This is a genomic window from Pelomonas candidula, from assembly GCF_043555985.1.
Classification (GTDB): domain Bacteria; phylum Pseudomonadota; class Gammaproteobacteria; order Burkholderiales; family Burkholderiaceae_C; genus Pelomonas; species Pelomonas candidula.
Genome location: NZ_JBIGIC010000008.1, coordinates 266228 through 279556 on the forward strand (window position 1 = coordinate 266228; position 13329 = coordinate 279556).

General features: G+C 65.3%; 7 protein-coding genes. 4 read left to right on the forward strand and 3 right to left on the reverse strand.

What is annotated here, in order from left to right; translation table 11 throughout:
- Positions 1-2: 2 nt before the first annotated feature.
- On the reverse strand, positions 3-1628 hold the full coding sequence (locus ACG04R_RS17460) for a GH35 family beta-galactosidase (RefSeq protein ID WP_394413451.1): 1626 nt from the start codon (positions 1626-1628) through the stop codon (positions 3-5).
- Between the two features lie 93 nt (positions 1629-1721).
- Positions 1722-4790: a TonB-dependent receptor gene (locus tag ACG04R_RS17465; RefSeq protein WP_394413454.1), complete on the reverse strand. Its 3069-nt coding sequence runs from the start codon at positions 4788-4790 to the stop codon at positions 1722-1724.
- Between the two features lie 297 nt (positions 4791-5087).
- Between ACG04R_RS17465 and ACG04R_RS17470 the strand changes: the two genes are divergently transcribed.
- Both ACG04R_RS17470 and ACG04R_RS17475 read left to right on the forward strand, forming a co-directional pair.
- On the forward strand, positions 5088-5822 hold the full coding sequence (locus tag ACG04R_RS17470; RefSeq protein ID WP_394413457.1) for a FadR/GntR family transcriptional regulator: 735 nt from the start codon (positions 5088-5090) through the stop codon (positions 5820-5822).
- A 109-nt stretch (positions 5823-5931) separates the two neighbouring features.
- On the forward strand, positions 5932-6663 hold the full coding sequence (locus tag ACG04R_RS17475) for a FadR/GntR family transcriptional regulator (RefSeq protein ID WP_394413460.1): 732 nt from the start codon (positions 5932-5934) through the stop codon (positions 6661-6663).
- 26 nt (positions 6664-6689) lie between these two features.
- Here ACG04R_RS17475 and ACG04R_RS17480 read toward each other — a convergent pair whose 3' ends face one another.
- Positions 6690-8213: a tryptophan halogenase family protein gene (locus tag ACG04R_RS17480; RefSeq protein WP_394413463.1), complete on the reverse strand. Its 1524-nt coding sequence runs from the start codon at positions 8211-8213 to the stop codon at positions 6690-6692.
- Between the two features lie 276 nt (positions 8214-8489).
- Between ACG04R_RS17480 and ACG04R_RS17485 the strand changes: the two genes are divergently transcribed.
- Positions 8490-9836: a hypothetical protein gene (locus ACG04R_RS17485; protein WP_394413466.1), complete on the forward strand. Its 1347-nt coding sequence runs from the start codon at positions 8490-8492 to the stop codon at positions 9834-9836.
- Between the two features lie 179 nt (positions 9837-10015).
- Positions 10016-13279: a TonB-dependent receptor gene (locus ACG04R_RS17490; protein WP_394413469.1), complete on the forward strand. Its 3264-nt coding sequence runs from the start codon at positions 10016-10018 to the stop codon at positions 13277-13279.
- Positions 13280-13329 lie beyond the last annotated feature (50 nt).

Genomic DNA, 13329 nt, shown 5'->3' on the forward strand with positions numbered 1-13329 from the left:
GGTCAGCGATAGCGCCCCAGCGTGACCTTGATGACACGCGGAGTGGCGGTGAAGTTCAGGCCCCAGTCGACCTGGTCGCCGTTCCAGCGGCGTTCCATGACCCACTGGCCGTCGGCGCCGAAGCGGCCCTCCTCGACGCGGTCGATGAGCGCCTTGCCGCTGGCGTCGGCGTCGTCGATGCGCACGCGCGCCAGTTGGCCGACGAGGAGGAACTCGTCGTCGCCGAGCTGCGCGATGGCCACGCCGCCCGAGGGCGTGGCGGCGTGGGCAGGCTTCTCCTTCTGGTTGCCCGGCCACTCGCGCTCGCCGAACTGCCACTGGCCGAAGGTGACGTGCGCCTTCCAGCCCTTCATCGCCACGAACTGGTCGGCATGGTCGTCAGGCTCGGCGACGCCCCAGGTGCGGCCCTCGAACGCCCAGCGCGCCCACTGGCGCTGCATGGGCCGGAAGGCGGCGAAGACCTTCGCGAACGGCTCGACGGTGGCCCGGTCGTTGGTCTTCGCGCCCAGCGGGTAGTTGGCGTAGTCGAAGTAGTCGATGCCGAAAGGCGAGACGCCGATCGAGCCCGAGCCCAGGATCTGATAGAGGTAGCGCGCATAGAGCTCGGCATTGCCGATCTCGGGCACGAACAAGGCGTTGTCGGGGCGCTTGAACCTGGCCAGATTGGCGTCGAGCTTGAGCGACTCTGGGTTGTAGATGTCGGGGCCGACGATGTCGATGTGGGGCGCGGCGGCCTTGTAGATGTCGATGACGTCGTAGGTGGGGCCGCCCGATGCGAAGTCCTTCTTCCACGGCTTGGGCGGCTGCTCCAGCGGGTCGCGCAGCGCGTTGTTGACGTACATCGGCAGGTCGTACACGGCACGGCCGGCCTTGGCGATCTCCTCGATGTAGCGGGCGATGGCCCAGGCGTGGAAGTACTCGTCGGCGTAGTCGCCATAGACCTCGCGCCAGTTGCCCGAGGCCTGGGCCACGGGCTTCTTGCGGGCGAGCACGGCGGCGGGCACGGGCTGCTCGAAGGCGGCCTGGGCCGCCTTGCCGAAGTCACGCGCCAGGCCGAAGGTGCCGACTTCGTTCTCTACCTGCACCATCAGCACGGTGTGCTGTTGGCCGTCGATCTTCTTCAGGTGCGTCATCAACGCGGTGAACGCGCGCTTGTCGGCCTGGAGGGTCTCCTGGCCGAATGGCGAGAGGCAATAGCTGTCCTTGCCGGACTCGTCGACCATGCGCGGGAAGCGGCGGTTGTCGAACTTGACCCAGGCCGGCGTGTACTGCGGGCTGGTGTTCTTCCAGGTGCCGAACCACAGCAGCACGACGTGGACCTGGTGCTCGCGTGCCTGCTTGACGAGGGTGTCGACGAAGGAGAAGTCGAAGCGCCCCTCGACGGGCTCGACCTGTTCCCAGGCCACCGGCACCTCGACGGTGTTGGCGTGGACGTCGGCAACGGCGGGCCAGACCTTGTCCAACGCCGCGGGGTAGTTGCTGGAGTTGTGGACCTGCGCGCCGAGCATCGTGAAAGGCGCGCCGTCGACCATGAGGGTGTGACGGCCTTCCTTGTGCACCAGCTGCGGAAGCTCGCCGGCTGCCGCGGCCGTGAAGGCCAGAGGCAGCAGCAGGGCCGACGCTGCCATGCGAAGGCAATAGGAACGGAAAGGGGACTTGGGCATGTGTGCGTGACGCCCGGCCGCTGATCGTGCGGCCGGGAGTTAAGGCTCAGGAAGGGCTCAGAAGGAATAGCGCATCTGCACCGTGAAGCGCCGGCCCGTGTAGAAGGCCGATCGCTGCATCAATCCGATGCCCTGCTGCATGTACTGCTTGTAGAGGGCGTCATTGAGGTTCTGCGCTTCGAAGGAGAGGCCAACGTCGTCGTTGACCTTGTAGTGCACGCCCATGTCGAGCTGGCCGTAGGCCCCGCCCCAGGTCGGCAGCGAGAAGTTCGACGAGAACGGCTTCTTGTAGTTCGGGCTGTTCGGGTTGTAGTCCCAGCCGTTGCCGAAGTCGTCGTTTGTGCCGTAGGCATTGGCGCCCTGCAGGTACTTCGAGCGCCAGCTGTAGGCCAGTCGCGCCGAGATCGGACCGTAGTCGTACAGCAGCGCGAGGTTGAACGACTTGCGTGACAGGCCGGTCAGCGGCAGGTTGCCGATGACGTGGCCGTTCGTGTCGCAGCCATAGAGGTGCCGTGCCAGCTCCGTGTCGACCGTGCCCCGCGGCGTGCACCACTGGAGGTCGATCTTGTCGTACATCGTCATCTGGCTGTCGATGTAGGTGAAGTTGCCCGATACCCCGAAGCCCGACAGCCAGCCCGGTAGCTTGTCGAAGTACTGCTGGTAGCCGACCTCGACGCCGCGGGCGCGGCCCTTGGCACCGTTGACGGGCTCCGTGACCGCGAAGTCGTGCGGATTTCCGGCCGTGTCCGAAGCCCGGTAGTAGCCCGTCTGGCCGATGACGACGTCCTGGAGCTGCTTGTCGAACGCCGCCACCGTGAACGAGCTGGTCGGGCCGAAGTAGTACTCGGCCGTCAGGTCGAGGTTGCTCGACTTGGTCGGCTTGAGCAAGGGATTGCCGTTGGCCGTGCCGGTGTAGGAGACCGAGTCGACCACCGTCTGGCCGTTGGCGTCCTGGTGCGACTGCACGTTCTGGGAGATCGTCGTGTAGGCCTGCATCTGGTACAGATCCGGCCGGGAAATGCCCTTGGACAGCGCCAGGCGGTATTGCAGCTTGTCGCTCGCCTTCATGCGAAGGTTCAGGCTGGGCAAGACGCTGGAGTAGGCGTTGTGGAAGCTTTGCAGGTCCGCCTTTGGCACGAACACGGGCAGGCCAGGAAACTGCGTGTAGTTCGGCACCGAGAGGATGGTGTTGCCGACCGCGTCGGCTTGCGTGTAAACCGCCCGCACACCCACGTTGCCGTCCACCGGATATTTCCAGTCGTCGAAACCGAAGCGTAGCTGGCCGTAGACCGCCTGCGTGCGTTCGTTCTGCTCGTTGCGGCCTTGCTGGTCGCCATACTTGGCCGGCGTCCAGGTCGGGCTGCAGGTGCTGGACCAGCAGACCTGGTCGGCATAGGCGTGGATCTTCTTGAAGCCGGCGTCGTTGAGCAGGCCCATGTCCGGCACCACGATCGGCGCCGGCATCGGTCCGTTGCCGCCGAAGAAGTTGTTGAATGACTGGATATGGGTGTCGCCCTTGAAGCGCGGATCGCTCATCCAGGCGAGCTGTTTGTACGGCTGCCACGAACCTGAGGGCCCCACCGCCCAGGGCTGCGTGATCTGTGCCCATTCAGAATCGTGCGTCGACTCGGTGACCGCGCCGCGATGGGTCAGGCGAAAGCCGAAGCGCAGGTCGTTGAACACCGCGTCGTCGAAGTTCAACTTGCCATCGACGCGCCACGCGGTTTCCTGGGCCGTCGCATGGTCCCGGTGTTCCTGGGCGGAGCCCCAGTAGTAGTTGTTCGCGTCGGCGAGGAAAGCACGGTCGGCGGCGTCGAAGTTGAAGCTGGGCGTCGACGACGTGAAGTCGACCTGCTGCTTGGGCATCCAGCCGCCGGTGCCGATCAGGTAGTCGGTGCCGTCGCTGACGGCGTTGATGTGCTGGAGGTCGGAGCGCAAGGTCAGGCTGGACGACACCTTCGCGGTGACGTTCCAGGCGATGTCGCGGGTATCCGCCGAGCGGCCGGCGTGGCGCGAGAGGGTGGCGAAGCCCAGGCCGTGGATGCTCCCGTCGGGCGAGCCATCCCCCGGGGCGCGCAGCGTCCCGGTGAGCAACGCGCCGTTGGCGTTGAAGGTGGCGCCGGGGTCGACCGTGATCTGGGTGTTGGTGCCGCCCTCCGACATTCCGTTCTCCCACGTGTCCATGCGGTACTTCGAGCGGAAGTACGTGAGCGATGAGGAGACGTCGTTCTTGCGCCACTGCAGCGCACCGTACAGGCCATTGCGGGTGCGGTCGAAGTCGCTGGAGTCCCAGGAGCCGCCCTGGCTGATCCAGCGCAGCGTGCCGCTGGTGTCGCCGATGAGGGCATCGGTGCGGGGGTAGTAGGGCGCGACGAACAGGCCGTTGCTGCGCGTGGCGATCTTCGAGTGTGCGATGTCGAGCAGGGCGCCGATTTCGCCGAGGTCGGTCTTCCAGCGGTTGGACACCAGGCCGGAATATGAGGGCTCGGCCTTGCCGCCGCGCAACTGCTGCTGGGAGGCTTCGACCGATAGTGCGCCCTTGAGCCCCTTGAAGTCGAAGGGCAGGGCCGTGCGCAGGTTCACCAGGCCACCGATGGCGCCTTCGATCTGCTCTGCGGACGGGTTCTTGTAGACGTCCACGCCGGACATCAGCTCCGGCGGCACGTCCTCGAAGCTCAGCGAGCGTCCGCCGTTGGCGGAGAAGGAGTCGCGTCCGTTCAGCTCCGAACGCACGTAGCTCAAGCCGCGCACGCTCACGCCGGTGCCCTCGGCAGCGAAATGCATGATGCCGTCGCCGACGCCCTGCTGGGGATCGGCGCGGTTCAGTGTGCGGTCGATGGTGACGCCTGCAATGCGTTGCAGCACCTCGGTGACGGACTTGTCCGGCAGCTTGCCGATGTCGTCCGCGACGATGGAGTCGACGACCTCGTCGGCGTTCTGCTTGATTTTCTGGGCCGACTGCAGTGCCGCACGCTGGCCGCTGATGACGACTGTCTCGATCTTCTGCGGCTTCGTTTCCGGGGCCGCGGCTGGTTCAGGCGCAGGCTGGCCCCAGGCCAAACCGGTGCTGAGCAGAGCCGCCTGGGCGGCGGCGAGGGAAATGGCGGTTCTCCGATGCTGGTTCACTGCGTCTCCTTTCTCTGGGCTCTATGGCCTTTGGCGGGGTGGATTCAGCGGTGACGGTTCGGGACTGGTCAGGCTCCTGGCGCTTGTTCTGCGTCTGGCAGCGCTGTCATCGCTGTAGGTGGTCGTCTAGCGCTGGTCAAGCCAGTTTGGTCATGCCAGTTTGCCACGACCTAATTTTGGTCTGACCAGAGCATACCCCAATACCCACTTGGCACTGTTGGCGCGGTAACATGTGGAAGGTCCAAATTGATTGCGTTACCATTTGGTCAGTCCAATTTGCAAGGGAGTTCATCGGTCATGTCCAGCCACCCAAGAGTCGGCGACTCACGCCGGCAATATCAGCTGGTCGCCGACAGGATTCGCGCCCTGATCGATGCGGAGGGCATCGGTGTCGGTTCGCGCCTGCCCGCCGAGCGGGAGTTGGCGTTGCAACTCGGGGTGTCGCGTCCCTCACTGCGGGAAGCCTTGATCGCTTTGGAGATCGACGGCCGAGTCGAGATCCGTGGTGGGTCCGGTGTTTACGTCTGTGCGCTGCCCGCAGGTTCTGCTGATGGGGCGACGTCGCCCCTGGGGGACAGTCCCGCCGAGCTGATGCATGCGCGCATGGTTCTGGAGGGGGCGGTCATCACGCTGGCGGCGGCGCGTGTCACCAAGGCCGGCCTGCAGCGTGTGGAGGAGGCCTTGACGGCAATGCGCGAGGACCATGCCCTTGGCCGCAAGCCCGTGGATGCCGATCGCCGATTCCACCTCAGCATTGCGGAGATGGCGGGCAATTCGGTGCTCTCTGAAATGGTGGGCACGCTTTTCGACGGGCGCCACGGTCCCATCGCCGCTCGCATGAGTGGTCAGGTCGAGTCGACCCGTACCTGGCAGGCCGCGGTGAGTGAGCATGAGGCCATCTACCGTGCGCTGGAGGCGCGCAACCCGCAGGCGGCCTCAGCGGCGATGTGCAGCCACATGCTGGCTTCCCTCGGACGTTGGGCCGGAGATCCCTCAGAGACGGCCACCAAGCGGTCCCTCAAGGGCTCATGAAGCGTCGCTGCGCTATGCCGGGGCGTGGCGTCGGCGCGTGCACTGAGAACTTCCCGGGGCCCGACAGTGGCCGTTGAGTGCTGCCCAATTCACGACTGAGTTCGCCCCCATGTCCCATCTCCATCGCGGCGGTGACGGCCGACGTCAGTATCAACTGGTTGCCGACAGGATTCGCGCCCTCATCGAAGCGGAGGCTGCCGTCCCGGGCTCGCGATTACCCGCCGAGCGCGAACTGGCGGCGCAGCTCGGCGTCTCGCGCCCTTCGCTGCGCGAGGCGCTGATCGCGCTTGAGATCGATGGTCGTGTCGAAATCCGTGGTGGCTCGGGTGTCTACGTTCGCGCGCTGCCGGTGGACGGCGGGAGTGCAACGCCGTCTTATGGCGACAGCCCGGCCGATCTCATGCAGGCCAGGGTTGTCCTCGAAGGGGCCGTCATCATGCTGGCGGCAGCCCGTGTGACCCGTGAGGGGTTGAAGCCTATCGAGGATGCGCTGGCCGCCATGCGCAGGGAGCACGCTCATGGTCGCCGGCCAGTGGAGGCCGATCGGCGTTTCCATCTGGGCATTGCCGAGATGGCGGGCAATCCCGTGCTGGTGGAGATGGTGGGTACGCTGTTCGACGGACGTCACAGTCCCATTGCCGCCCGCATGAGCAGCGACGTCGAATCTTCCTCGCAGGTCTGGCAGATCGCGCTCGGGGAGCACGAGGCCATCTACCGTGCCCTTGAGGCCCGTAATCCGCAGGCTGCCGCCGCGACACTCAGCACGCACCTGCTGGCCTCGCACGGGCGCTGGGTGGGCGTGCCCGCCGAGATCGCGGCCAGAGGCTTGGTCGACACCTGAGCCGGGCTGCCCAGCTGCCGTGAGCGTCAGGCGGGCTGCGCGCCCACGACCTGGGCTATGAATTCGGTGTGCGTGGGCATGCGGCCCACCGCCCGCTGGATGGCGTCGCGCACACCCCACAGGTGCCGCCGGACCTGTTCGATGTCCACCAGGTCGATGTAGGGGTCGTACCGGCGGGGCATGACGCCAAGGCCCAGGTAAAGGGAGGCCCATGACGGCTCGCCAAAGCCCTCGGGCTCCAGGATGGTCACCCGTCCGGTCTGCTCGAACAGCTCGATCTGGTGCGCCAGGCCGTCGGGGATGCTCATCGCCGCGCACTGGCGCCAGAACTCGCTGTCGCGGCGCTCGCCGAGCTTGTAGTGCAGGATGATGAAATCGCGCACCGACTCGTAGCGGTAGGCCATCTGCCGGTTGAACTCGTCGGCCAGTTTGGGGGCGAAATCGCGGTCGGGAAGCATCGCCGTCAGCCGGCTGACGCCGTCCATGATCAACTGGATGCTCGTGGACTCCAGCGGCTCGAGGAATCCCGACGATAGGCCGATGGCGACGACATTCTTCACCCAAGCCTGCTTGCGCCGCCCGGTGACGAACCGCTGCGGGCGCGGGTGGTCCAGCGGCTCCCCGTCGAGGTTGCGCAGCAGCAGGTCCGTGGCCTCGTCGTCGCCGAGATGGCCGCTGCAGTAGACCAGGCCGTTGCCCGTGCGGTGCTGCAGCGGGATGCGCCACTGCCAGCCGGCGCTGCGTGCCGTCGAGGTCGTGTAGGGCGTCATGGAGTCGGCGCGCGCGCAGGGCACGGCGAGCGCGCGGTCGCAGGGCAGCCAGCGGCTCCAGTCCTCGTAGGGTGACTTCATCGCGCCGTCAATCAGCAGCGCGCGGAAGCCCGAGCAATCGATGAAGAGATCGCCCTCGATGCGACGCCCGTCGCTCAGGTGCAGTGCGCTGACGAAACCGTCCTGCTCGGAGGTCTCGACGCGCACGATGGTTCCCTCGACGCGCTGGGCGCCATGGTGCAGGGCGTAGTCCCGCAGGTAGGCGCCGTACAACGAGGCGTCGAAGTGGTAGGCATAGCTAAAAGCGTTGGCCGGCGACGGCTCGCCGGGCTGCGGCGGCATGAAGCGATGGTTGCGGGCCATCATCGTGGCGGTCGACCACTCCTCGTAGGAGGGCAGGTTGGGGTCCTGCTGCCGCAGCCGCAGCCAGAAGGCCCACAGCGGCCGGTTGTGCATGGCCGGGCCGAAACCGCCGAAGCCGTGGAAGAACTGGTGGCCCACGCGACCCCAGTCGCGGAACTCGATGCCCAGCTTGAAGCTCGCCTTCGTCTTGCGCAGGAAGTCGGCTTCGTCGATGCCGAGCAATTGGTTGTAGAAGCTGATGGTCGGCAGCGTCGCCTCGCCCACGCCGACGGTGCCGATCTCGGCCGACTCGACCAGCGTCACCTCGCAATGGTCAGGCTGGCCGGGCCTGCACAGCATGCGCGCCAGCGGTGCGGCGGTGATCCAGCCGGCGCTGCCGCCGCCGACGATGACGATCTTCCTCAAAGCTTTGGTCAAGCCGGTCTCCAAGTGTGGTTATTTGGTCAGACCAGGAGTTTGCCCTAGTGCGCTCCGGTCAGGCCAGTCATATATTTTTGGTCAGACCAATGTTCGGGTGTCACCAGACAGCCTGGGCGGGCTCCGGCGCCGAGAAGGGCCGGCGAGACATTCAAAACGAGGAGACGGAAAGTGATGCGGAAGACGTTTCGGCGTGGCCAGAAATTGTCGCTGTTGGCGACATGCGCGATCTTGGCTGCTTGCGGCGGTGGTGGGGGGGGTACATCGGGCGGCCTGATGCAAAGCATCACGCTGTCGTATCCGGGTGGGGCGACGTTGATGGCCGGGCCGGTGACGCTCAAGGCGACCACCACGTCAGGGTTGCCGGTCACGTACAAGTCCAACACCCCGACGATCTGCACGGTGTCCGGCGATCAGCTCACGCTGGTGGCTGCTGGCGAATGCTCCTACACCGCGAGCCAGGCGGGCGGCACGACGCCGGATGGCAAGAGCTGGGCGGCGGCTGACGACATGAGCCAACTGTTCAATGTGCTGAAGCATCCCCAGGTGATTGCTTTTGCGCCGCCTGACTACGTGCTGAGTGCCAAGACCAGTTCTGTCACGCTCAGTGCGACATCGGATGCAGGGCTTCCGGTGACCTTCACCGCCGATACGCCGGCCAACTGCTCCATCACCGGCGACCAGCTCAAGCTGCTGGGCAAGGGGACTTGCGCGGTGACGGCCACACAGGCTGGCAATGACAACTATGCGCCGCTGTCGGTGCAAAAGTTCGTGGCGGTCGACCCGTTGGTGCTGGCGGATGGTTTCGACGTCGCGACCGGCACGGGCGTGGGCTCTGCGAGCAACCTGAGCACGGCGCAAGGTGGCGGCGTCGCTGTCAACCCATGGGACAGCACGCTGAACACGGGTTGGCTGTCCTGTCCCGCTACTCATACTGTGAAGAACGCCGACGGCAGCACACATGAAGAGAGCAATGGCGACTGGTGCTATCACACGGTGTCCTCCGACGGCAAGACTCTGACTTCGGCGCTCGAGGTGCCGAAGGCCAACTTCCCGACAGGCTGGCACACGGGCTTGAACGAGATCGACATTTTCGCGCCCGGCGTTACCGCGTTTGCTTCGGGTGGCGACACGACCGGCGGCGTCCAGGTCACGACCGAAACGGCCCTGGGCTTCACGATGGGGATTACGCCGGGCTTGTACGCCGCGGGCAAGGCCATCGTCGTCTACCTCGACTTGGGCAAGAGCAGTGCGGGTTGCAATGTCGAACTCTCCACCCTGGTCTGGCCGCGAGCGGCAGGTTCGGTGGCCTACAACGTCCCGCTGAGCAACTTTGCCGTCACGAACAGCTGCAACCTCGCCGGCGTGACCGCGGCTTCGGTGGACAACGATATCCGCAAGCTGCCCAACCCCTGGGATAAGACCGGCAGCCCCACGAACATCGCTGCCTTCAATACGGCGCTCGACGCCTTCAAGGCCGCGCGCACGTCGGCCACGACCTTGCTGGGCTCCTCGAACATTGTGCGCGTGCGCTTGAAGCTTTTCGAGCCTAACGACACCCAGCCCGGCCCGGCGTTCTATTCATCGTCCATCTCGGTTTCCGGGGCGATCACCATCCAGTAACCACCTCTGGCGCGGAAAGGTGGCGTGCCGGGACTTGCCGAGAAGGGCTTGCTCCGTAGGTGCTGCCTCTCCAAAGGCCGGCGTGTGATCCCGGCTGCAACGCCGGCAATGCCAGCGCGCCTTCGGTCGGCGCAGACCCGGTGCGTTGCCAAGACATTCAAGGAATTCGGAGACACCTGATGAAGAAACAATTTCAGACCACTGCGATCTATCGCGGTGTCATTCACCTCGCTCTTTTGAGCGCCGGCGGTGCAGTGCTGGCGCAGACGGCGCCCGACAGCACGCCCACGACCCTGGACACGGTGGTCGTGAAGGGCACGCGCGCCGCGCTGCAAACCGCGATCAAACGCAAGCAGAACTCCGAGGAGATCGTCGACTCGATCGTTGCCGACGAAGCGGGCAAGCTGCCCGACAAGTCCATCACCGAAGTGCTGCAGCGCATCGTCGGCGTGACCGTCGAGCGCGTGCGCTCCACCAACAACGACCCCACGCACTTCTCCGACGGCAGTGACGATCGCATCAACGTGCGGGGTCTGTCCTGGGGGTCGTCCACGCTCAACGGCCGCGAGGTGTTCTCCGCGGGCTGGCCGGGCCGCGACCTGAGCTGGAGCGCGGTGCCGTCCGAGCTGATGTCGGCCGTGGACGTCTACAAGAACCCGTCGGCGGAGAAGATCGAAGGCGGCGTCTCGGGCCAGGTGGACCTGCGTACCCACCTGCCTTTCGACTTCAGCGGCACCAAGGCCGTCGTCAGCCTGGGCAGCGACTACGAGCAGATGACGAAGAAGACGGCGCCGAAGGTCTCCGCGCTGTATTCGAACCGGTGGGAAACCGACTACGGCCGCGTGGGCGCGCTGGTTGACGTGGCGCTGAACCACTCGACCTATGAGCAGCAGAAGCTGGAACTGCAGCCTTACTTCCCCCGCACCGACATCCCCGGCTACGTCGGCCAGACCGTGTGGGCGCCGGGCGCTGCGGACTGGGGCCAGAACGTCGGCACCACGGACCGCAAGGGCTTCTACGGCGCGCTGCAGTGGAAGAAGAACGGCATGGAGTCGGCGCTGACGGCCTTCGTGTCCAAGAGCACGCAGCAGAACATCGGCTCCAACATCTATCCCAGCTTCGGAGACCCGAACTACAACGCCTCGCCCTATGGCGTCAACATCTCCAACGCCGTGGTCGACAGCCGTGGCGTGGTGGTGTCGGGGCACTTCAGCTATCCCCTGTATCTGCCCACGTATCCCGACGGCACCACCAACTGGGGTTATGGCGGCAAGGGCGCGAACCAGTTCGCCGATGGCGGCTTGAGCATGGGCACCAGCCGTGCTTTCACGGAACACCGCACCAACACCAGCGAACTGGCGTGGAACTTCAAGTGGACCGTCAACGACCGTTGGGCCGTCCAGAATGACCTGCAGTACGTGAAGTCGAACTTCCGCACCACGGGCGAGGAGGTGCAGACGGCCACCTTCATCCCGAGCATGGACATCACGACCAACGGCAACGCGCCGGTGCAGTTGGGCTTCGACCAGAAGACGCGCGACTTCCTGGCCGATCCCGGCAACTACTACTGGCTGTCGGTGATGCCCCAGCGGCTCAAGGGTGACGCCGACCTGTTCGCCTGGAAGGCGGACGTGAAGCACTCCTTCGACCATCCGGTGCTGCGCGACTTCACCTTCGGCGTCCGCACGACGCTGCGGAACTCGGTGCGCGAACAGGCGGTCTACGGCGGCCAGACGCAGGATTCAAGCGCGAGCGTGGGCTGGCAGTCCATCGCCAATCCCTGGCAGGTGCGCCAGACGGGCGTGGCGGGCCAGTTGCCCAACATCATGACGGCCGACCCCAACAACTCCTGGCAGTCGCGCGCCAACTTCGGCTACCTGAGCGATCCGCGCTACGGCGGCGCCGCTGCGACGGAGGTCTACAACTACAAGCCCTTCGGCGGCAACCAGCCTCCGAGCGTGGTCTTCCCCACCTACGCCGCCATCAAGGACCCCGCCACGTACGCGAAGCTGCTTCACGATGTGCGCTTCCAGCAATGCCTGGACTCGCAGAAATGGGCCAGCGACTGGAACAAGAACAACCCCACCAACCTGGCAACGGTTCCGACGTGCGATCCCAACGCGACGGATTACACGTTCGACACCAACCTGTATTACGGGATCAACCCGTTCAAGATCAGCAACGTCACCGAGCGCACGTATTCTGCCTACGGCAACTTGCGATTCGGCTTCGACGACTGGAAGGTGCCGATGGATGGCAACGTCGGTGTGCGACTGGTCTATACCGGCCGCGCCTCGCATGGCTTCACGTCCTTCACCCACAAGTACGACAGCACCACGCCTGCGGATGTCCCGCAGTTCGGCAATGTCGATGATCCGCTGGATGTGACCGCGAGCCAGTTCGACGCGCTGCCGTCGATGAACCTGAAGTTCAACCTGACCGGCGACAACAAGCTCCTCGGTCGCATCGGCTTGGCCAAGAGCATCTACCGCCCGGGCTTCGACAAGGTGCAGGAAGCGGTGACGTTGAAGCAGAACATCGACACCGTCAATCATCTGGTCACGTACACGGGCGACAACACCGGCAACGCCAAGCTCAAGCCGCTGCAGTCGAACAACCTCGACCTTGCCCTGGAGTGGTACCCGCGCAGCGGCCAGACGCTGACGGCGACCTTCTTCTACAAGGACGTCAAGGACCTGGTCTACAAGTCCACCTACACGCGCACGTACAACAGCCTGGCAGGCAACCCGCAGACCTTCCTCATCACCGGCCCTCGCAACGCCGCCAGCGCCAAGCTCAAGGGCATCGAGCTGAATGCCGAGACCTATCTCGACCACTTCGACGCCCTGAAGGACGTGTTGCCGGACTGGGTCAAGGGCTTCGGCGTGTCGGCCAACTACGCCTACATCGGCAGCACGCAGAAGTTCTACCGCGACTCCCAGTCGCAATACTGCCCCGCCTACAACACGCTGACGGACGACGCGATCAAGGCCTACGGTTGCGACACCAACGGCAAGCCCCTGGGTTCGCTGCCGGTACCGGGGCTGGTGAAGAACGCCGCCAACTTGGCGCTGCGCTATGACCGCTACGGCTTCTCGGCCCGTCTGGCCTACAACTGGACGAGCCGTGTGCTGAAGAATGTGGGCAACGACGGTCCGACCGGCAACAACGGCACCAGTGCCGATCCGGCGCGCCAGACGGCCTGCCATGGCGGCGTCTGCCAGGACACGTGGTGGGGGCTGCCTCAGTACCAGGAGGCCTTCGGCCAGTGGGACGGTGGCCTGTCGTACAACTTCACGGACAAGTTCAACCTCTCGCTGAGCGTGACGAACCTGAACAACGTGGTCGTGCGCCGTACCAACCTGCAGGCCCCCGGCTACATGGGCGCGTCCTGGAACTTCCCCGGCCGCAGCTACAACCTGTCGGGAACCTACGAGTTCTGATGCAGGACCAGGGCGCGAGCCCTGGCTCCGCAGGCCGGCCGGTCGCATTC